The sequence below is a fragment of the Pseudomonas sp. efr-133-TYG-5 genome (assembly GCF_030209175.1).
GTDB lineage: Bacteria > Pseudomonadota > Gammaproteobacteria > Pseudomonadales > Pseudomonadaceae > Aquipseudomonas.
On record NZ_JARVSM010000009.1, the window covers coordinates 166,359 to 188,012 of the forward strand.

At 62.8% G+C, this 21,654-nt stretch carries 16 protein-coding genes; 5 read left to right on the top strand and 11 right to left on the bottom strand.

The window, feature by feature from the left end:
- Positions 1-54: 54 nt before the first annotated feature.
- The 7 genes from cmk to mtnA all read right to left on the bottom strand — a co-directional run bounded on the left by cmk (position 55) and on the right by mtnA (position 10,574).
- Positions 55-744, bottom strand: a complete 690-nt coding sequence (cmk, locus tag QRN70_RS25660) for a (d)CMP kinase (RefSeq protein ID WP_159811537.1) — start codon at positions 742-744, stop codon at positions 55-57.
- Positions 741-2,948: a bifunctional prephenate dehydrogenase/3-phosphoshikimate 1-carboxyvinyltransferase gene (locus tag QRN70_RS25665; RefSeq protein ID WP_285420764.1), complete on the bottom strand. Its 2,208-nt coding sequence runs from the start codon at positions 2,946-2,948 to the stop codon at positions 741-743. The genes cmk and QRN70_RS25665 overlap by 4 nt, the downstream gene beginning before the upstream one ends.
- A gap of 28 nt (positions 2,949-2,976) precedes the next feature.
- A complete protein-coding gene (gene hisC / locus QRN70_RS25670; protein ID WP_285420659.1) occupies positions 2,977-4,089 on the bottom strand; it encodes a histidinol-phosphate transaminase in 1,113 nt (370 codons plus the stop codon).
- 12 nt (positions 4,090-4,101) lie between these two features.
- The gene (gene pheA / locus QRN70_RS25675; protein ID WP_007939916.1) at positions 4,102-5,196 is read right to left on the bottom strand and encodes a prephenate dehydratase; all 1,095 of its coding nucleotides are present in this window, start codon (positions 5,194-5,196) and stop codon (positions 4,102-4,104) included.
- Entirely contained in the window at positions 5,196-6,281 is a 1,086-nt protein-coding gene (gene serC / locus QRN70_RS25680) for a 3-phosphoserine/phosphohydroxythreonine transaminase (RefSeq protein ID WP_285420660.1), read from the bottom strand. Before serC ends, pheA begins: the two co-directional genes overlap by 1 nt.
- 127 nt (positions 6,282-6,408) lie before the next feature.
- Positions 6,409-9,072, bottom strand: a complete 2,664-nt coding sequence (gene gyrA / locus QRN70_RS25685; protein WP_285420661.1) for a DNA gyrase subunit A — start codon at positions 9,070-9,072, stop codon at positions 6,409-6,411.
- A gap of 425 nt (positions 9,073-9,497) precedes the next feature.
- Positions 9,498-10,574 (bottom strand): S-methyl-5-thioribose-1-phosphate isomerase, encoded by a 1,077-nt coding sequence (mtnA, locus tag QRN70_RS25690; protein ID WP_285420662.1) that lies wholly within the window; start codon positions 10,572-10,574, stop codon positions 9,498-9,500.
- A gap of 108 nt (positions 10,575-10,682) precedes the next feature.
- Between mtnA and QRN70_RS25695 the strand changes: the two genes are divergently transcribed.
- From QRN70_RS25695 to QRN70_RS25715, 5 genes are all read left to right on the top strand, one after another.
- The gene (locus QRN70_RS25695; RefSeq protein ID WP_285420663.1) at positions 10,683-12,017 is read left to right on the top strand and encodes a TRZ/ATZ family hydrolase; all 1,335 of its coding nucleotides are present in this window, start codon (positions 10,683-10,685) and stop codon (positions 12,015-12,017) included.
- A 56-nt stretch (positions 12,018-12,073) separates the two neighbouring features.
- Positions 12,074-12,772, top strand: coding sequence for a bifunctional 2-polyprenyl-6-hydroxyphenol methylase/3-demethylubiquinol 3-O-methyltransferase UbiG (gene ubiG, locus QRN70_RS25700; protein WP_285420664.1), 699 nt, complete (start codon positions 12,074-12,076; stop codon positions 12,770-12,772).
- A gap of 4 nt (positions 12,773-12,776) precedes the next feature.
- Positions 12,777-13,448, top strand: coding sequence for an N-acetylmuramic acid 6-phosphate phosphatase MupP (gene mupP, locus QRN70_RS25705; protein WP_285420665.1), 672 nt, complete (start codon positions 12,777-12,779; stop codon positions 13,446-13,448).
- 109 nt (positions 13,449-13,557) lie between these two features.
- Positions 13,558-14,298 carry a YciK family oxidoreductase gene (locus QRN70_RS25710; RefSeq protein ID WP_285420666.1) on the top strand — a complete coding sequence of 247 codons (741 nt, stop codon included), beginning with the start codon at positions 13,558-13,560 and terminating at the stop codon, positions 14,296-14,298.
- Positions 14,299-14,659: 361 nt separating this feature from the next.
- Positions 14,660-15,586 (top strand): GGDEF domain-containing protein, encoded by a 927-nt coding sequence (locus QRN70_RS25715; protein WP_285420667.1) that lies wholly within the window; start codon positions 14,660-14,662, stop codon positions 15,584-15,586.
- Positions 15,587-15,717: 131 nt separating this feature from the next.
- On the opposite strand, the gene QRN70_RS25720 is transcribed toward QRN70_RS25715, so the two are convergent.
- From QRN70_RS25720 to QRN70_RS25735, 4 genes are all read right to left on the bottom strand, one after another.
- Complete coding sequence (locus QRN70_RS25720) at positions 15,718-16,479, bottom strand: iron-containing redox enzyme family protein (protein WP_502941678.1); 762 nt, start codon at positions 16,477-16,479, stop codon at positions 15,718-15,720.
- A gap of 79 nt (positions 16,480-16,558) precedes the next feature.
- Positions 16,559-19,015, bottom strand: coding sequence for an EAL domain-containing protein (locus QRN70_RS25725; RefSeq protein ID WP_285420669.1), 2,457 nt, complete (start codon positions 19,013-19,015; stop codon positions 16,559-16,561).
- A gap of 201 nt (positions 19,016-19,216) precedes the next feature.
- The gene (locus QRN70_RS25730; protein ID WP_285420670.1) at positions 19,217-21,043 is read right to left on the bottom strand and encodes an ABC transporter ATP-binding protein; all 1,827 of its coding nucleotides are present in this window, start codon (positions 21,041-21,043) and stop codon (positions 19,217-19,219) included.
- Positions 21,036-21,638, bottom strand: coding sequence for a DsbA family protein (locus tag QRN70_RS25735; RefSeq protein ID WP_285420765.1), 603 nt, complete (start codon positions 21,636-21,638; stop codon positions 21,036-21,038). The genes QRN70_RS25730 and QRN70_RS25735 overlap by 8 nt, the downstream gene beginning before the upstream one ends.
- Between the last annotated feature and the right edge of the window lie 16 nt (positions 21,639-21,654).

Here is a 21,654-nt window from a genome sequence, read left to right on the forward strand (position 1 = left end):
TTCAAATAAAAGAAGCGCCGCAGGACTATGACTGGTCCCCTGCGACCTTCTTGGTCACCCGGCGATATCGCGAATGGCGATCTCGCTCATGATGCGTTCAAGCACCTGATCGATGGACAACTCCGTGGAATCCAGCTGTATGGCGTCAGCCGCCGGCTTGAGCGGGGCTACCGCTCGCTGGGTGTCACGCTCGTCGCGTGCACGGATCTCATCTAGCAGACTCGACAGACTAACACCCTCGACTTTGCCCTTCAACTGCAAATATCGGCGGCGCGCCCGCTCCTCGGCACTGGCGGTCAGGAAAATCTTCAATGGCGCGCTCGGAAAAACCACCGTGCCCATGTCGCGACCATCGGCGACCAGACCCGGCGCTTCCTGAAACGCACGCTGGCGCTGCAGCAGCGCCTCGCGCACGGCCGGCAATGCCGCCACCTGCGAAGCGCCGGAACCGACGCTTTCAGTGCGAATGACATCGCTGACTTCATCACCTTCCAGAATGATGCGCTGCAACTGACCGTCGGTCGCTGCGATGAACTGCACATCCAGATGAGCGGCGAGCTTCTTCAGCAGCTCTTCATTGGTCAGGTCGACACCATGGTTGTGCGCGGCGAATGCCAGCAGGCGATACAGCGCACCGGAGTCCAGCAGGTTCCAGCCCAGGCGCTTGGCCAGGATCCCGGCAACGGTACCCTTGCCCGAACCGCTTGGCCCATCAATGGTGATGACCGGTGCAATGTTGTTCACGACTGAGCCTCTTGTGCCACACGAATGCCGACCTGGGCGCACAGCGCCAGGAAATTCGGGAACGACGTCGCGACGTTGGCGCAATCATGGATGCGGATCGGTGCAGTCGCGCGCAGCGAGGCCACGCTGAAGGCCATGGCGATCCGGTGATCGCCGTGACCGTGCACTTCACCGCCGCCGATCTGGCCGCCGTCGATGATGATGCCGTCCGGGGTCGGCTCGCACTTGACGCCCAGCGCCAGCAAGCCGTCCGCCATGACCTGGATACGGTCCGATTCCTTGACTCGCAGCTCTTCGGCGCCGGTCAGCACGGTGCGCCCTTCGGCACAGGCGGCGGCCACGAACAGCACCGGGAATTCGTCGATGGCCAGTGGCACCAGCGCTTGCGGAATCTCGATACCCTTGAGTTTAGCTGCTCGTACACGCAGGTCGGCAACCGGCTCGCCGCCGACTTCACGCTGGTTTTCCAGGGTGATGTCAGCGCCCATCAGACGCAGGATGTCGATCACGCCGGTACGGGTCGGGTTGATGCCGACGTGCTCGAGCACCAGCTCCGAACCTTCGGCGATCGACGCCGCGACCAGGAAGAACGCCGACGAGGAGATGTCGCCCGGCACTTCGATGTGGGTCGCGGTCAGCTTGCCGCCGGACTCGACCGACGCCGTCGCGCCGTCGACGCTCACCGGATAGCCGAAGCCGCGCAGCATGCGCTCGGTGTGGTCGCGGGTCGGTGCCGGCTCGGTCACGGTGGTCTTGCCTTCGGCATACAGACCGGCCAGCAGCAGGCAGGATTTCACCTGGGCACTGGCCATCGGCATGGTGTAGGTCAGGCCCTTGAGCTTGTGCCCGCCACGGATGACCATCGGCGGACGGCCGTCGGCAGCGGTTTCGATGACTGCGCCCATTTCCCGCAACGGGTTGGCCACGCGATTCATCGGACGCTTGGACAGCGAGGCATCACCGGTCAGGGTGCTGTCGAAGTCCTGCGCGGCCAGCAGACCGGACAGCAGGCGCATCGACGTACCGGAGTTGCCCAGGTAGATCGGCCCCGGCGCAGGTTTCAGGCCGTGCAGGCCGACACCGTGGATGGTCACGCGGCCGTGATGCGGGCCTTCGATGACCACGCCCATGTCGCGGAACGCCTGCAAGGTCGCCAGGGCGTCTTCGCCCTCGAGGAAGCCTTCGACTTCGGTAACGCCTTCAGCCAGGGAGCCGAGCATGATCGAACGGTGGGAAATCGATTTGTCACCCGGTACGCGAATCCGACCGGACAGGCGGCCACCAGGTTGAGCCAGGAAGATCAGATCGTTGGAATTCATAGCGTCCACATAGGCCCTGCGGGCCAGGATTTTACTGAAATGCTCGCGGGCAACCCGGGCGCGCGTGAAGACGCCCAACAATTGGTGCCCATCCCCTGCATCGACCGCGTCGCGCAAGGCGTCGAGGTCGCTGCGAAATGTATCGAGTGTGCGCAGGACAGCCTCGCGATTGGCGAGAAAGATGTCGTGCCACATCACCGGGTCGCTTCCGGCGATTCTTGTGAAATCGCGGAAACCGCCCGCAGCGTAACGGAAGATCTCCAGATTTTCATTGCGCTTGGCCAACGAATCGACCAGGCCGAACGCCAACAGGTGCGGCAGGTGACTGGTCGCCGCCAGCACTTCATCGTGACGCTCGACCTGCATGTGCTCGACATCGGCGCCCAGTTCGCGCCACAGCCGATCGACGACGGCCAGGGCTTGCGGGTCGGTTTGCGCGAGCGGCGTGAGAATGACCTTGTGACGGCGGAACAGCTCGGCGTTGGAGGCTTCCACCCCGCTCTGCTCAGAACCGGCGATCGGATGCCCCGGCACGAAACGCGCCGGCATGCCGCCGAACGCTTCGGTCGCCGCGCGCACCACATTGCCCTTGGCGCTGCCGACATCGGTCAGGATCGCCTGCCCCAGGTCCATGCCGGCCAGGCGGGCCAGCACTTTTTCCATGGCCAGGATCGGCACTGCCAGCTGAATCACATCGGCGCCCTGACAGGCCGCCAGCAGATCCTCTTCACAGCGATCCACCACCCCCAACTCCACCGCCAGCCTGCGCGATTGCGCATCGAGATCGACCCCGACCACTTCGCGGCAGATACCGCTTTCACGCAAGCCCTTGGCAAACGAACCACCGATCAACCCCAGACCGACCACCACCAGGCGCCCGATCATAGGTGCAGCAGATTGCAGCGCAGTGACATCACCCACGAGCCAGAACCTTGCGCAGCGCTTCGAGGAAGCGGCTGTTTTCCGCCGGCAGACCGATGGTCACCCGCAGATGGTTCGGCATGCCGTAGTTGGCCACCGGACGCACGATCACGCCTTCGCGCAGCAGGCCCTGGAACACCGGGGCCGCGACCTGGCCGAGATCGACACAGATGAAGTTGCCGCGCGATTCGATCCAGCTCAGGCCCAGCTCACGGAAACCGGCCTGCAACTGCTGCATGCCCGACTCGTTGAGCCGACGGCTTTGCGCCAGATAGTCTTCGTCCTTCAACGCCGCACAGGCCGCGGCCAGGGCCAGGCTGTTGACGTTGAACGGCTGGCGTACCCGGTTCAGCACGTCCGCCACGACCGCGGTGGACAGGCCATAACCCACGCGCAGCGCCGCCAGGCCATAGGCCTTGGAGAAGGTGCGCGATACCAGCAGGTTCGGGTAGGCGGCGAGGAAGTCGAGGCCGTCCGGCATGTCGCTGCCTTCGGCGTACTCGATGTAGGCCTCGTCCAGCACCACCAGCACATGTTCCGGTACGTCCTGGAGGAACTCGTCGAGCGCCTCGGCGCCGAACCAGGTGCCGGTCGGGTTATTCGGGTTGGCGATGAACACCACGCGGGTGTTGGCATCGATGGCCGCCAGCATGGCCGGCAGATCGTGCCCCCAATCCTTGGCCGGCACCACTTTGGCCTCGGCGCCGACCGCCTGGGTGGCGATCGGGTAGACCGCAAACGCGTGCTCGCTGAACACCGCGTTCAGGCCCGGCGCCAGGTAGGCGCGCGCTACCAGTTCGAGAATGTCGTTGGAGCCGTTGCCCAGGGTCACCTGGTTCAGCTCGACGCGGCACTGCTCGGCCAGCAGCGACTTCAGGGCGAAGCCGTTGCCGTCCGGATAGCGGGTCAGCTCGGCCAATTCGTCGCGGATCGCCGCCAGCGCTTTCGGACTCGCGCCCAGCGGGTTTTCATTGCTTGCCAGTTTGACGATGCTCGCCGGATCCAGGTCCAGCTCGCGCGCCAGTTCATCCACCGGTTTGCCCGGCACGTACGGCGAAAGTTGTTGCACGCCCGGCTGTGCCAGAGCGAGGAAATTGCCACTCATTGCTACCGCCCCTTACAAAACTGCTTTCGGGTAGGAACCCAGCACTTTGAGTGCCACTGCTTCCTGACTGATCTTCTCCAGCACACCCTTGACCAGCGGGTCGCGGTGATGGCCGACGAAGTCGATGAAGAACACGTAAGTCCACTTGCCGCTGCGCGACGGCCGGGTTTCGATGCGGGTCAGGTCGATGCCGTTGTCATGGAACGGCACCAGCAACTCATGCAGCGCGCCCGGCTTGTTGCTCATGGAGACGATGATCGACGTCTTGTCGTCGCCGGTCGGCGGCACTTCCTGGTTGCCGATCATCAGGAAGCGCGTGGAGTTGTCCGGGCGATCCTCGATTTTCTCGGCCAGGCGGGTCAGGCCGTACAGCCCGGCCGCCATGTCGCCGGCGATCGCCGCCGAGTTCCACTCGCCCTTGACCCGCTTGGCCGCTTCGGCGTTGCTGGACACCGCCACGCGCTCGACATTCGGGTAATGGGCGTCCAGCCACTTGCGGCACTGGGCCAGCGACTGGGCGTGGGAATAGATGCGGCTGATGCTGTCGGTCTTGGTGTTTTCCCCGACCAGCAAGTGGTGGTGGATGCGCAGCTCGACTTCGCCGCAGATCACCATGTCGTGCTCGAGGAAACTGTCGAGGGTGTGGTTGACCGCCCCTTCGGTGGAGTTTTCCACCGGCACCACGCCGAAGTTCACCGCACCGGCGGCCACTTCGCGGAACACTTCGTCGATGGCCGCCATCGGCTTGCTGATGACGGCGTGGCCGAAGTGCTTCATGGCCGCCGCCTGGGTGAACGTGCCTTCCGGGCCGAGGTAGGCCACTTTCAAAGGCTGCTCCAGCGCCAGGCACGAGGACATGATTTCGCGGAACAGCCGCGCCATCTCTTCGTTGCCGAGCGGGCCCTGGTTGCGTTCCATGACACGCTTGAGCACCTGAGCTTCACGCTCCGGGCGATAGAACACCGGCACTTCGCCTTCGGCCAGCGAGGCCATTTTGACTCGCGCGACTTCCTGGGCGCAGCGCGCACGCTCACTGATCAGCTCGAGGACTTTCTCGTCCAGGGCATCGATGCGCAGGCGCAGCGCCTTGAGTTCTTGCTCGGACATCAGCCGTGTTCCTTCTCGAATTCAGCCATGTACGCCACCAGCGCATTGACGGCGTTGATGTCGACGGCGTTGTAGATGGAAGCGCGCATGCCGCCCACGGAACGGTGCCCCTTGAGGTTCAGCAGGCCACGCGCGTCGGCGCCGGCCAGGAACGGCTTGTCGAGGCGGTCGTCGGCCAGGCGGAACGGCACGTTCATCCACGAGCGGTCCGACTTGTTGATCGGGTTGCTGTAGAGGCCGCTGGCGTCGATGAAGTCGTACAGCGTGCGCTGCTTGACTTCATTGAGTTTGGCGATCGCTTCGACGCCGCCCTGCTCCTTCAGCCACTGGAAGACCAGGCCGGACAGGTACCAGGCCAGGGTCGGCGGGGTGTTGTACATCGAGCCGTTGTCGGCCGCGACCTTGTAGTCGAGCATGGTCGGGCACAGCGCGCGCGCCTTGCCCAGCAGGTCTTCACGGATGATGTTGACGACGATGCCGCTCGGGCCGATGTTCTTCTGCGCGCCGGCGTAGATCATGCCGAAACGCGAGATGTCCACCGGACGCGAAAGAATGTCCGAAGACATGTCGGCCACCAGCGGTACATCACCGGTTTGCGGGATCCACTGGAATTCCAGGCCGCCGATGGTTTCGTTCGGCGCGTAGTGCACGTAGGAGGCGTCTTTCGACAGGCTCCACTCGTTCTGGCCCGGAATGGCGAAATAGTCGTAAGGCTTGGCGGTGGCGGCGACGTTGACATGGCCGTAGCGCGAGGCTTCTTCAATGGCTTTCTGCGACCAGATACCGGTGTCGATATAGTCGGCGCTGCCGCCCTCGGGCAACAGGTTCAGCGGGATCTGGGCGAACTGCTGGCTGGCGCCACCTTGCAGGAACAGCACCTTGTAGTTCGACGGGATATTCAGCAGGTCACGCAGATCCTGTTCGGCCTGAGTGGCAATGGACACGAACTCGTCGCTGCGATGGCTCATTTCCATGACCGACAAGCCCTTGCCGTGCCAATCCAGGAGTTCACCCTGGGCGCGCTGCAGGACAGCTTCGGGAAGCGCCGCGGGACCGGCACAGAAGTTATAGGCTCGCTTGCTCACATCCAATCTCGCTCTGATCTGGTGGTATCACAATTTCTGTACAGCGGCGGATCCAGGGACCCGTCAAACAATTCATGGCGGACAAATAACAAGGGGGCGAATTTTCATCCGCCCCCTGCTTGTCCGCTTATTCCTGCGGTTCTTCGTCGGCTGCGGCATCGAGCTGCTGGTCATCGGCAACGTCGTCGTTGATGACCTCGCCATCGAACACGGCACCCTCTTCGCCTTCTTCACCTTCGAGCTCTTCGCCCTCGATTTCCGACGGCTCCTGCACCCGCTCCAGACCGACCAGGGTTTCGTCCTTGGCCAGTTTGATCAGGGTCACGCCCTGGGTGTTGCGGCCCAGGCTCGACACTTCGTCGACACGGGTGCGCACCAGGGTGCCCTGGTCGGAAATCAGCATGATCTCCTCGCCGTCGAGTACCTGCACCGCACCGACCAGACGGCCGTTACGCTCGTTGCTGACCATGGCGATCACGCCCTGGCCGCCACGCTTGTACTCAGGGAACTCGGTGATCGCGGTGCGCTTGCCATAACCACGCTCGGAAGCGGTGAGGATCTGGCTGCCTTCTTCCGGGATCAGCATGGAAATCAGCTTCTGCCCTTCCGGCAGACGCATGCCGCGCACACCGCGGGCGGTACGGCCCATGGCACGCACGTCGGATTCCTTGAAGCGGGTGACCTTGCCGCCGTCGGAGAACAGCATCACTTCACGCTCGCCATCGGTGATGGCCGCGGAGATCAGCACGTCGCCTTCGTCCAGCTCCAGCGCGATCAGACCGACGCTGCGCTGACGGCTGAAGGATTCCAGCGGGGTCTTCTTCACGGTGCCGTTGGCGGTAGCCATGAAGATGTAGTGACCCTCGGTGTATTCCTCGACCGGCAGCATGGTGGTGATGTATTCACCGTCATCCAGCGGCAGCAGGTTGACCAGCGGACGACCACGGGCGGCGCGGGACGCCTCCGGAATCTCGTAGGTCTTGAGCCAGTAGACCTTGCCCTTGCTGGAGAACAGCAGCAGCGTGGTGTGGCTGTTGGCGACCAGCAGGTGCGCGATGTAGTCCTCATCCTTGACGCCGGTGGCCGACTTGCCTTTGCCGCCGCGGCGCTGAGCCTGGTAGGCAGCCAGCGGCTGGGTCTTGGCATAGCCGCCGTGGGAGATGGTCACGACGCGCTCTTCTTCCGGGATCATGTCGCCCAGGGTCAGGTCGAGACGCGCATCGAGGATCTCGGTGCGGCGCACGTCGCCGTACTCGGCACGGATCACTTCCAGCTCTTCGCGGATCACTTCCATCAGGCGCGTGGCGCTGTTGAGGATGCGGATCAGCTCGCCGATCTGGTTGAGGATCTCCTGGTACTCGGCCAGCAGCTTTTCGTGCTCCAGGCCGGTCAGGCGGTGCAGACGCAGTTCCAGGATGGCTTGCGCCTGTTCTGGCGACAGGAAGTACTTGCCGTCGCGCAGACCGTATTGCGGATCGAGGTTCTCCGGCCGGCACGAATCGGCCCCGGCGCGCTCGACCATGGCCACCACGGCAGTGGATTCCCACGGCGTGCTGACCAGGGCTTCCTTGGCTTCCGACGGCGTCGGCGACGCCTTGATCAGGGCGATCACCGGGTCGATGTTCGACAGGGCAACGGCCTGGCCTTCGAGGATGTGCCCACGCTCGCGCGCCTTGCGCAGCTCGAACACGGTACGGCGGGTCACCACTTCGCGGCGGTGACGCACGAAGGCTTCCAGCAGATCCTTGAGATTGAGGATCCGCGGACGGCCGTCGATCAGCGCGACGATGTTGATGCCGAACACGCTCTGCAGCTGGGTCTGTGCGTAGAGGTTGTTGAGGATCACCTCCGGCACTTCGCCACGACGCAATTCGATCACGACGCGCATGCCGTCCTTGTCGGACTCGTCACGCAGCTCGGTGATGCCTTCGAGTTTCTTCTCTTTCACCAGCTCGGCGATCTTCTCGATCAGACGCGCCTTGTTCAGCTGGTACGGGAGTTCAGTGATGACGATCTGCTGGCGACCACCGACCTTGTCGATGTCTTCGATGATCGAGCGGGCACGCATGTAGATGCGTCCGCGACCGGTGCGGTAGGCCTCGATGATGCCGGCGCGACCGTTGATGATCGCGGCCGTCGGGAAGTCCGGACCGGGGATGTATTGCATCAGCTCGTCGACAGTCAGCTCGGGATTGTCGATGAGCGCCAGGCAACCGTCGATGACTTCACCGAGGTTGTGCGGCGGAATGTTGGTCGCCATGCCCACGGCGATACCGCTGGAACCGTTGACCAGCAGGTTCGGTACGCGGGTCGGCATGACCGCCGGGATCAGTTCGGTGCCGTCGTAGTTCGGCACCCAGTCCACGGTTTCCTTGTGCAGGTCGGCCAGCAGCTCGTGCGCCAGCTTGGTCATGCGCACTTCGGTGTATCGCATGGCCGCGGCGTTGTCGCCGTCCACCGAACCGAAGTTGCCCTGACCGTCGACCAGCAGGTAGCGCAGGGAGAAAGGCTGCGCCATACGGACGATGGTGTCGTACACGGCAGTGTCACCGTGCGGGTGATACTTACCGATCACGTCACCGACGACACGGGCAGATTTCTTGTACGGCTTGTTGAAGTCGTTGCCCAGCTCGCTCATCGCGAACAGCACGCGACGGTGCACAGGCTTGAGGCCATCGCGCGCATCCGGCAGTGCACGGCCGACGATTACGCTCATCGCGTAGTCGAGATAGGACTGTTTCAGCTCGTCTTCGATATTGACCGGGAGGATTTCTTTGGCCAGTTCGCCCATGAGAAGCCTGATTCCTTTTTCTGGTGAAACTTCGCCCTGTCCATTCGGGATTGACGAAGCTCGTCGATGCAGACTGAGTGCCGTGCCTCGACTTACGACAAATCAACAAGTTGAACCCTGGATTTGCGCAGTGAAGACAACCCCGTGGGGCGGCTTCGGAAAACGCCGGATGTTATCACAAGAGCCGCCACGCACCTATCCCCCAGATGCGCATGGAGCATAGTTAGTTGACCGGTGACAGGCTGAAAGGGGACGAGAGAAGCTCAGAGGCGCTTTGAATGCAGAATTCGGGGTGAAATCCGACAGATTTGCTAGCGTTGACACGCTCAACGCCAGCAAAGCGACCGAGGCAGTTTGCGCAACAGCGCCAAAACCGCCGCGAGCCGCCTGGCCGACGATGGCGCCCGAGGAGGCGCCAGAGCCCGTCAATGCAGGCGTTTGCGGCACATCAGCTGGGCCATTTTCGCGGTATCCGGGCGCTCGACGATGCCCTTCTCGGTAACGATCGCATCGATCAGGTCCGCCGGGGTCACGTCGAACACCGGGTTGAACGCCTCGACATCGGCGCCGACGCGCTTGCCGCCGACTTCCAGCAACTCGGCACCGTCACGCTCCTCGATCGGAATGTCATCGCCGCTGGCCAGGTTCATGTCGATGGTCGAACTCGGCGCCACGACCATGAAGCGCACGCCGTGGTGCATGGCGTTGACCGCCAGCTGATAGGTGCCGATCTTGTTCGCCACGTCGCCGTTGGCGGTAATGCGGTCGGCGCCGACGATGACCCAGGTCACGCCTTTGGTCTTCATGATGTGCGCGGCAGCGGAGTCGGCATTGAGCGTCACCGGAATGCCCTCGTTGGCCAGTTCCCAGGCAGTCAGGCGCGAGCCCTGCAGCCACGGCCGGGTTTCGTCGGCGTAGACGCGCTCGACCATGCCCTCGATGAACGCGCCGCGGATCACCCCCAGCGCCGTACCGAAGCCGCCGGTGGCCAATGCGCCCGTATTGCAGTGGGTGAGAATCGCCTGGGCATTGCCCTGGTGCTTGCGGATCAGATCGACACCCAGTTGCGCCATGGTCAGGTTGGCTTCGCGATCGCTTTCGTGAATGGCGATGGCTTCCGCCTCGAGCACCGCCAGCGGATCAGCGTGCTCCTTGAGCCGCTCCAGACGTTCACGCATGCGCCCCAGTGCCCAGAACAGGTTCACAGCCGTCGGACGCGATTCGGCGAGCCGGGTGAAATCCTCTTCCAGCGCAGCCTGCCAGTCACCGCCCGCGGCAAACCGCGCACGCGCCGCCAGCACCACACCGTAGGCGGCACTGATGCCGATGGCCGGCGCCCCGCGCACCACCATCGAACGAATCGCCTCGGCCACGCCCGCGGCGCTGGTGTAGGCGATCCAGGTTTCCTCGAATGGCAAAACGCGCTGATCCAGCAGGTAGAGCGCGCCGTCACGCCAATCGATGGCCTTCACTTTCTCCGCAGCCAACAGTCGATCGCGCATCCCTCACCCCGCACTCATGAACAAAAGCCGCCGATTATAGCGATCCCCCCGCGAAGACGCTCGGGTATACTTCGCCATCCTTTACAAAAGCACTGGAACCGACCCTCGATGCCGAAACCTGCCATTGCGCTCGACCTTTTATTGCTGCCGACCTGGCTGGTACCCGTCGAACCCGCAGGCGTGGTGCTCAAGGAGCATGGCCTGGGCATCCGCGACGGCCGCATCGTGTTCATCGGCCCGCGCGCCGAAGCGTTGAAATGCAATGCCGCGCAAGTGCGCGAATTGCCCGACGTGCTGCTCGCGCCCGGTCTGATCAACGCGCACGGCCATGCGGCGATGACCCTGTTCCGTGGCCTGGCCGACGATCTGCCGCTGATGACCTGGCTGGAAAACCACATCTGGCCGGCCGAGGCCAAGTGGGTCGATGAAGATTTCGTCCGTGACGGCACCGACCTGGCGATTGCCGAGCAGATCAAAGGTGGCATCACCTGTTTCTCGGACATGTATTTCTTCCCCAAGGTCGCCAGCGAGCGCGTGCACAACAGCGGCATTCGTGCGCAGATCGCGATTCCGATCCTCGACTTCCCGATTCCGGGCGCCAGCAGCGCTGATGAAGCCATTCGTCAGGGTGTCGAGCTGTTCGGCGACCTCAAGCATCACGAGCGCATCAGGATCACCTTCGGCCCTCATGCACCCTACACCGTCGGCGACGAAAACCTGGAAAAAATCCGCGTGATCGCCGAGGAACTGGACGCCGCGATCCATATGCACGTGCATGAAACCGCCTTCGAAGTGCAGCAGGCCGTCGAACAGCGCGGCGAGCGCCCCCTGGCCCGCCTCGCGCGGCTGGGCCTGCTCGGCCCGCGTTTCCAGGCCGTGCACATGACCCAGATCAGCGAAGATGACCTGGCGTTGCTGGTAGAAAGCAACACCAGCGTGATTCACTGCCCCGAGTCGAACCTGAAACTGGCCAGCGGCTTCTGCCCGGTCGAGCGCCTGTGGCAGGCCGGGGTCAATGTCGCGGTCGGCACCGATGGCGCCGCGAGCAACAACGACCTCGACCTGCTCGGCGAAACCCGTACTGCCGCGTTGCTGGCCAAGGCTGTCGCCGGCTCGGCCACCGCGCTGGACGCCCATCGCGCGCTGCGCATGGCCACCCTCAACGGCGCACGGGCCCTGGGCATCGATGCCGAAGTCGGTTCGCTGGAGATCGGCAAGGCCGCAGACATCGTCGCCTTCGACCTCGGCGGCCTGGCCCAGCAGCCAGTGTACGACCCGGTTTCGCAACTTATTTATGCCACCGGTCGCGATTGCGTCAAACACCTGTGGGTCGCCGGCAAGCAGTTGCTCGACGACCGGCGCCTGACCCGCCTGGACGAACAACAGCTCGGCGCCACGGCCCGGGCCTGGGGCCAGCGCATCAGCGGCCACACCGAATCGTAAACGCCCCGCCACACGGCGGGGCTGCAACCCCTTTCAAGTTTTTCGAGGACCACAACATGAGCAACGTCGACCACGCCGAAATCGCCAAATTCGAAGCACTGGCCCATCGCTGGTGGGACCGTGAAAGCGAGTTCAAGCCGCTGCACGACATCAATCCGCTGCGGGTCAACTGGATTGACGAACGGGTCAACCTGGCCGGCAAGAAAGTCCTCGACGTCGGGTGCGGCGGCGGCATTCTCAGCGAGGCCATGGCCCAGCGCGGCGCCACCGTGACCGGGATCGACATGGGCGAAGCGCCACTGGCGGTCGCGCAACTGCATCAGCTGGAGTCCGGCGTCAGCGTCGAATACCGGCAGATCACCGCCGAAGCCCTGGCCGAAGAAATGCCCGAGCAGTTCGACGTGGTCACCTGCCTGGAGATGCTCGAGCACGTACCGGATCCGTCTTCGGTGATCCGCGCCTGCTTCCGCATGGTCAAGCCCGGCGGCCAGGTGTTCTTCTCGACGATCAACCGCAACCCGAAGGCGTACCTGTTCGCCATCATCGGCGCCGAATACATCATGAAACTGCTGCCGCGCGGCACCCACGACTTCAAGAAATTCATCCGCCCGTCCGAGCTGGGCGCCTGGAGCCGCATCGCCGGCCTGACCGTCAAGGACATCATCGGCCTGACCTACAACCCGCTGACCAAGCACTACAAGCTGTCGGCCGACGTTGACGTCAACTACATGATCCAGACCCTGCGCGAGGAGTAAGCCGATGGCCATCAGAGCAGTCCTTTTCGACATGGACGGCACCCTGCTCGACACCGCGCCGGACTTCATCGCCATCTGCCAGGCGATGCGCGCGGATCGCGGTTTGCCGCCGATCAATGACAAGCACATCCGCGACGAAATTTCCGGCGGCGCCCGCGCCATGGTCGCGGTGACCTTTTCCATGGATCCGGAATCGCCGGGGTTCGAAGAACTGCGCCTGGAATTCCTCGAGCGCTATCTGGCCGGTTGCGCGGTGCACAGCCGCCTCTTTGACGGCATGGGCGAGCTGCTGGCCGACATCGAGAAGGCCAACCTGGTCTGGGGCGTCGTCACCAACAAGCCGCTGCGCTTCGCCGAGCCGATCATGCAGCAACTGGGGCTGGCCGAGCGCTCGGCGCTGCTGATCTGCCCGGATCACGTGAAGAACAGCAAGCCGGACCCGGAGCCGCTGATCCTTGCCTGCAAGATGCTTGATCTGGATCCGGCGACGGTGCTGTTTGTCGGCGATGATCTGCGCGATATCGAGTCGGGCCGCGATGCCGGAACCAAGACCTGCGCCGTGACCTATGGCTACATCCATCCGGACGACAACCCGCGGCACTGGGGCGCGGACGTGGTGGTGGATCATCCGCTGGAATTGCGCAAGGTGCTCGACAACGCCCTGTGCAGTTGCTGAGCAAAGTCAGAGGATCGCAGCCCGCGACCGCGCCTGCAGGATTGCGATGATCTGCAGGAGCCGGCGAAGGCTGCGATCCTTCAGCGTTTAAATGGATTGTGAGGTTGTTATGTTTGATTACTCCGCTCGTCCCGAATTGCTCAAGGATCGGGTCATTCTGGTTACCGGTGCCGGTCGCGGCATCGGCGCGGCGGCCGCGAAAACCTATGCCGCCCATGGTGCCACCGTGCTGTTGCTGGGCAAGACCGAAGCCAACCTGAGCCAGGTCTACGACGAGATCGAGGCGGCCGGCCACCCGCAGCCGGCGGTGATTCCGTTCAATCTCGAGACCGCCCTGCCCCATCAGTACGATGAGCTGGCGGCGATGATCGAAAGCGAGTTCGGCCACCTCGACGGCCTGCTGCACAACGCCTCGATCATTGGTCCGCGCACGCCGATCGAGCAATTGTCCGGCGACAACTTCATGCGCGTCATGCAGGTCAACGTCAACGCCATGTTCATGCTGACCAGCACCCTGCTGCCGCTGCTCAAGCTGTCCCAGGATGCATCGGTGGTGTTCACCTCCAGCAGTGTCGGGCGCAAGGGCCGCGCGTACTGGGGCGCCTACGGGGTGTCGAAGTTCGCCACCGAAGGCCTGATGCAGACGCTGGCCGACGAAGTCGACGGCGTGGCACCGGTGCGCGCCAACAGCATCAACCCCGGCGGTACCCGCACCAGCATGCGTGCCCAGGCGTATCCGGGGGAAAACCCGCTGAACAATCCGACGCCGGAAGAGATCATGCCGGTCTATCTGTACCTGATGGGCCCGGACAGCACCGGCATCAACGGCCAGGCATTCAACGCCCAGTAATGCCATACGTCGCATTTGTTGCCGTGGCGGATTACCGTCGCGGCATACATTTGCCGCTTTCGGCGCCGGTAAATCAGTCAAATATCCAGCACCCTATATTCCCTCGAAGTCACAAGCCATTGATTTGTAACGTCTTTAATCAATATGAACCGAATGGCATGACTTTCGCTCTAAATTTCCTCAAAGCACGCCGTGTGAAGGCAGTGGGGCAAGGCCTGATTCGATAGCTGACTAATCGTCATCAGGCAGACTAAACTTACGCCAAATGTCCTACGGGACTGATGGATCAGTATGACGCGCAGCCCATAGCCGCTCTCACCCAGCCTGTAAGACAGACTTACTGCTTAGGGGCTCACGCCATATGAAATCACCCTCCCAGACCAATGCAATTGACTTCGACAGTGCCAAATTGCAACGCCTGGGCTTCGGTCAGCAGCCTCCGCTTCTGGAACGGCCGGTCAGCCTTGCGCAATTGCGCCAGCAGCTGAACCTGCAACTGCAGACCAGTCTCGAGCCGCAACGCATCCTCGGTCTCTTCTTCCGCGAAGTGCAGCGCCTGGTACCGCTTGACGCCCTGAGCTACGCGCATCCGGGCAGCGACCTGCGCCTGGAGTTCGGTGCCCGCGGCCATCATTCGGTCAGCTACAGCCTCAGCCATGAAGGCGAGCACATGGGCGAACTGACGTTTCGCCGCAATCAGCGCTTCACTGACCAGGAACAGGGCAACCTCGAGTCCCTGCTGTCGTCGCTGCTCTTTCCGATGCGCAACGCCCTGCTGTATCGCGCAGCCACGCAGAGCGCCCTGCGTGACCCGTTGACCGGCGCCGGCAACCGCATCGCCATGGAACAGACCCTGCAACGGGAAATCGAAATGTCGCGGCGGCACCTGCAACCGCTGTCACTGCTGATGCTCGATATCGACCACTTCAAACGGGTCAACGACAGCCATGGCCACAGCGCCGGCGACGATGTGCTCAGGGCGGTCGCCGCGTCGATCAAGGATCAGTTGCGCAACGTCGACATGGTGTTCCGCTACGGTGGCGAGGAGTTTCTGATCCTGCTGTCCAACACCAGTCGCGAAGCGGCGGCAATGGTCGGCGAGCGCCTGCGTTACGCCACACAGGCCCAGGACTATTACGCCGATGGCCAATTGATCGAGCTGACGGTCAGCCTCGGCTGCTCGACCCTGCTGCCCGGCGAATCGGCCGAAAGCCTGCTGCGTCGCGCCGACAGCGCGCTGTACGTGGCCAAGCGCGAGGGACGCAACCGCCTGGCCATGGCCGGCTGAGTTTTTGCCCCGCCGGACACAATGGGAGCGAGCCGGCCCGCGATGATCGACTGCCACTCAACATCCTGTTGAAGGCCAGATCGATATCGCGGGCCGGCTCGCTCCCACTTTTTTGCGTATAGGCGGCTAAATCAGCTTTCGACCAGCGCCCGGCGCTCGCGGCCGAGGGTCACCCGCTCCGCCAGTTCCAGTTGCATGCACCGCTCGAGGAACAGGTACATGTAGTCGTAGCTCTTGCAGATGGCCTGGCGCAGTTCCGCCTGCAAGGCCTTGCTCGGGTTCAGGCCGGCCAGGGTGCAGATGATTTCCAGCGCTTCCCACGGATGGGCATCGTCATACTGGGCGTGCATCTTCAACCACTTCATCGCCCGCTTGCGCTCCTCTTCAGGGAATGCCGCAGCGTACAAGCCCGTGGAGCAGACCAGCGCCGACCACTCCCCGGTCGCGCCTTCGATGGCATAGTTGGTCGCGGCGATGGCGACGATCAGAGAATCCGCCGAACTGGTGTGCCAGCACCAATGACTCAGCGCATGCAGTTCCGGCGGCACTTGCTGCGCCTGGAGATCTTCCAGACTCACGCCGTGCGCGCGGCTCCAGTGCAACCAGTAGTCGGCGTGGTTCAGCTCGACGCGAATGTTGCGCATCAGCCAACGACGCGCCATGTCTTCGCCAGGGTGGCGGGCAAACTTGGTCTTGGTAAGGTTTTGCGCCATGTATAACGCGAACTGCTCAACCACCGGCCAGCCCCCGATCAGGTACTGGCGCATGGTTCGGGCGCTGAGCTTGTTATCGCGCATGCGCAGGTAAAGTTCATGTTCGACAACCCGGCGCTTGCTCTCGCTGCAATCCTTGAGCAACTGCTGTGCCCAGGCAGGATAACTTGCAGCTTCCATGAGTGGTCCGGTTCGGTTGAATGTGTCGATCACTGTTCGGCTCCTTTTGATTTGTGATTGTAAGGATCGGCGAGAGACTTCAACGGAACGTGCCAGGCGCCTTGAACAACAATGGCTGCGGCCTGGCGGGCCGACTTTGCAAACTGTCACAGGTAAACAATTGCGGGCGTTCGATGACATAACCCTGAGCGTAATCGACACCAATTTCAAGCAATGCCTGCTCGATCTGCGTGGTTTCGACAAACTCGGCAATTGTCTGCTTACCCATGACATGGCCGATGTGGTTGATCACTTCGACCATTGCACGGTTAATCGGGTCGTCCAGCATATCCTTTACGAAACTCCCGTCGATCTTCAGGAAGTCTACAGGCAAATGTTTCAAATAAGCGAATGAGGACATTCCGGCGCAAAAGTCATCTAGTGAGAAGTAACAACCTAAGCCCTTGAGTTCATTAATAAAACGTATTGCACTGCCAAGATTTGCAATTGCACTGGTTTCTGTAATTTCAAAACAAATCATTTCAGGCGGTACTGCGTAGTTATCAAACTGTTCACGCAGAAAGTGCAAGAAGGCGTCATCTCCGATAGTAATGCCTGAAAGATTAATCGCACACATTGCCAACGGAGTTTCATGTTCTTCGGCAATACATTGAGCAATGACCTTGAATACGTTCTGCACCACCCAACGATCCAGCGAAGTCATCAGGCCATAGCGCTCGGCCGCCGGAATGAAACTGTCGGGCAGAATCATGCGGCCGGCTTCATCGTGCAGGCGTAGGAGAATTTCGATGTGCCCGCGGCCGCCAGCATGCCCCAGCGGAGCGATTTCCTGGGCGTACAGACAGAAGCGGTTCTCCTCCAGGGCCATGTGCAGACGCTGTACCCAGGCCATCTCGCCGAAACGCAGGGACAGTTCGGAATCATCGGCATGGTAGACCTGCACGCGGTTGCGGCCCTTCTCCTTGGCCATGTAGCAGGCCATGTCGGCAGCGCGCAGAGAAGCCTCGAGTGTCGCGGGCGTCTGGGTGACATGCACCAGGCCAATACTGACGGTGGTCAGGAACGGTCGGCCCTTCCAGACAAAGTGCAGGTTCTGCACGGTCTGGCGCAGACTTTCGGCGATCTTTTCCGCCGCGTCCGGCGCGCAATTCTCCAGGAGAATGCCGAATTCGTCGCCACCCAGCCGCGCCAGCGTGTCGCCCTCGCGCAGACCGGACTGCAACAGTGCGCAGATGTGCCGCAGCAGTTCATCGCCGGCGGCATGGCCACAGGTGTCATTGACCAGTTTGAACTGATCGAGGTCGAGGAACATCAGCGCATGCCGGCCCGACTGGCGCGTGAGGTTGTGCAGCGCCTGCTCCAGGCGATATTCGAACTCGCGGCGGTTGGCCAGTCCGGTCAGCGCATCGTGGGTCGCCTGCCAAGACAGGTTGGCGATGTACTGCCGCTCCTGAGTCATGTCGTGCAGCACCAGCACGGTACCGCTGACCTTGCCGGCATTGCGGATCGGCGCCCCGACCAGCGTCACCGACACCGTACTGCCGTCCAGGCGCTGGATCAGCTTCGAATGCTCGCTGCCGCCGCCGAGCTTGCCGCTGAGAATATGCTCGATCAGGGTCAGGCCTTCGGTCTGGGCGTTGTCGTCCAGCAGATTGAACAGGGCTGACAGCGGCAGCCCGGCGGCCTGCTCGGCCTTCCAGTGGGTCATGGCCTCGGCGGCGGGGTTCATGTAATCGATCGCCCCGCTGACGTCGGTGGTGATCACCCCGTCGCCAATCGATTGCAGGGTGATGTGCGCCCGGTCCTTTTCCAGCTGCAGTGCCTCGGCAAAGGCGTGCCGCTGCTTGAGCAGTTTGTGCGTACGCAGCAAGGCCAGCACGATCAAGCCGAGCGCAGTGGCCAGGTTGGTGAACAGCAGCAGGCGCAGGATCATTCGCGAGCCTTCGCCGAGGGCATCGCTGAATGCCTTGGCCGCCGGCGTGACGCCATCGTTGATGGCAAAAATCCGCTCTTTCCAGCGGCGGATATCGGCATCGCTGGCAGCGTTGGCGCTGATGGCCTGGTGCATCTCCCTGGCGACTTCATCGAGTTCGACCAGATAGGCATCGCCCACGGTCCAGCGTTCGATGGCGGTTTCCAGATAACTGAAATGACGGAAGTTGAGATACAGCCAGATCAGGCTGGAGACGTCGTCCGGGTGATTGCCGCCCTTGAGAATACCCGCGCGCGCCGCTTGCAGATCCGGCGGCTGGTGGTCGAGCGCCAGGCGCAGTTCATGTCCGCCCTGGGGGACGGCAATCGCTCGCTGGTATTTGACAAAGATCGTTTCGTCGCGGCTGTCGGCATAAAGATTGAGGTAGTAGATGGCGTCCTTCTGGCCTTTCGACCACAGGCTTTCACCCGCCACGTAGCCACGCACCGCCGACAGCACATACAGACTGACGCCACCCAGCAACGCCTGAAACAGCACGACGGCGATGAATGGCCAGACAATGCCCAACAACCGGGGCGTTCCGAGAGTCCGCTTTTGCTTCATGAGGTCCCTTGCGCAAGCACTGCCAGATGAACACCGGAAAATACCGCTCCTGACAGCTCAGCCTAGGCTAATTTTCGACAAGGCAAAGCGACAGCTCTGCCGTCTTCTGCGTCGATCATGCAACCAGGTCGCGCGCTGAGCCCTCGGGGGCGACTTTACTCAAAGCAATTCAAGTACTAAGCGCAGAAATGCGCACAAATCTCAAGGGCGCTGGATTTGTTGCAGGTGTCCATACAGCTTGGCGTAGAGGCCACCATCGGCGATCAACTGCTGGTGATCGCCGTCCTCGGCCACCTGCCCGCCGTCGAACACCAGGACCCGATCGGCCTGCTTAACCGCTGACAGGCGGTGGGCGATGATCAGCGTCGTGCGACCGTTGAGGAAGCGCGCCATGGCCTGATGCAGGTTGTATTCGGTGGCGGCGTCGAGCGCCGAGGTGGCCTCGTCGAGGATCACCACTTTCGGTTCGGCGAGAATCATCCGCGCGATGGCCAGGCGCTGGCGCTGGCCACCCGACAGGCGCACGCCGGAACGCCCGACAATGCTGTCCAGGCCTTGCGGCAAGGCACGGATGGTCGGTTCGAGCTGAGCGATTTCCAGCGCCTGCCAGCAGGCCTCGTCAGTGCGGGTGCGGCCCATGGTCAGGTTGGCGCGCACGCTGTCGTTGAACAGCGCCGGGTGCTGCAGCACCACCGCGACGTTTTCGCGCACGGTTTCCAGACCGATCTCTTCCTGGGTCGAACCGCCGAAACGAATCGTCCCGGCGAGCGGCGTGTACAGCCCCAGCAGCAATTGCACCAGGGTACTTTTACCGCCGCCGCTGGCGCCGACAATCGCCACTTTCTCGCCGGGGGCGATGGACAGGTCCATCTGGTCGAGCACCAGCTCATCGCCGTAGCCGAAGCTCAGGCCCTGGACCTGGATGCCGACGGTCTCGCGCCCCTTGAACGGATCGACGCCACCGGGGTACTGCGGCTCGTCGGCGCGGGCCAGCAACTCGTTGATGCGGGTCAGGGCCCCGCCGGCGGCGTAGTAGGCGTATTGCAGATTCAGCAACTGCTCGACCGGGCCGATCATGAACCACAGGTAACTGAACACCGCGAGCATCTGCCCGATCGACAGGTCGGAAAACAGCACCGTAAGCATCGCCGCCGCGCGAAAGATGTCGATGCCGAACTGGAACAGCAGACCGCTGGCACGGTTCGAGGCGTCGGTCTTCCACTGCGAATTGACCGCGTAATTGCGCACTTCCTGCGCACGCAGGCCGAGACGTCCGAGGAAATAGCCCTGACGGTTGCCGGCGCGTACTTCCTGGATCGCATCAAGGGTTTCGCTCAGCGCCTGGGTGAAACGCGAGGTGCTGTCGTTCTCCAGCTTCTTCAGGTGCTTGACCCGCTTGCCCAACTGCACCGTGGCGTAGATCACCAGCGGGTTGAACAGCAGAATCAGCAGCGCCAGTTTCCAGTGCATCCACATGAGAATGCTGGCGGTGCCGACCAGGGTCAGCATCGCCACCAGGAAGCGGCTGAGGGTTTCGCCGACAAACTTGTCGAGGGTATCGAGGTCGGTGACCAGGTGCGTGGTCACCGTGCCGCTGCCGAGGCTCTCGTATTCGCCGAGGGAGATTCTTTTCAGGCGCTCGATCAGGCGCACGCGGATGCGGTAGACGATGTCCTTGGCCAGTCGCGCAAACAGCCGCGCCTGCAACACGCCAAAGCACAGGGCGCTGCAACGCAGGGTCAGGGTCACCACCAGCATCAGGCCGATATAGCCCGCCGCCTGCTGCCACATGGACGGCAGCACATGGTTCATGACTTTCAGCGCGGCGTCGCCGTGGCCGAGCAGGACTTCGTCCACCAGCAGTGGCAGCAGCAACGGAATCGGCACGCTGCACAGCGTCGCCAGTACGGCCACGCCATTGGCGATCCACAGGGATTTCTTGTGCTGCAGTGCCAGGCGCCGGACTTCTGCCCAGCTCAGCCGGTCGACACGCTTTACGGCTGGCGTGTCATCGGCCAGGTCAGGCACAGGCTGCGCGCTCCAGCCAGCGACCGAGCAACGGTGCCAGCTCGCTCAGCGGCTGGTAGCCGTTGGTCAGCAGCGCCAGTTGGCCATTGCGCTCGGCGAGCAGGGTCGGGAATCCGGCAATGCCCAGATCCTGCACCCAGCTGAAATCGGCCTGCGTCGCTCGGTGCTGATCGGCATGATCGAACAACGCGGCAAATTCGATACGCGGCACGCCGGCCTGCTCGGCCAGTTCGACCAACACGCTGGCCTGGGTGACATCGCGGCCTTGGGCGTAGAACGCCTGCTGGATCAGGCCGACCAGTTTCCACGCGCAATCCGGTGCCAGGCTGCGCGCCGTGACGATGGCGCGGCAGGCCGGTTCGGTGTCGTAGACGAAACCGTCGGGCAGCGCCCCGTCGAACTTGAACGGCTGGCCGGTGGCCTCGGTGACCGCCTGCCAGTGTTCGAGAATGTAGCGCCGGGTGGTCGGCTCCAGTGCCGCGCCACTGCCGGTGCGCAACCCGCCGACCACCAGGTGCAGCTCGACCCCGGCTGCCTGCGCCTGCTCCACCAGTGCCTTGGCCACCGGAGCGAATCCCCAGCACCAGGAGCACATCGGATCCATCACATAG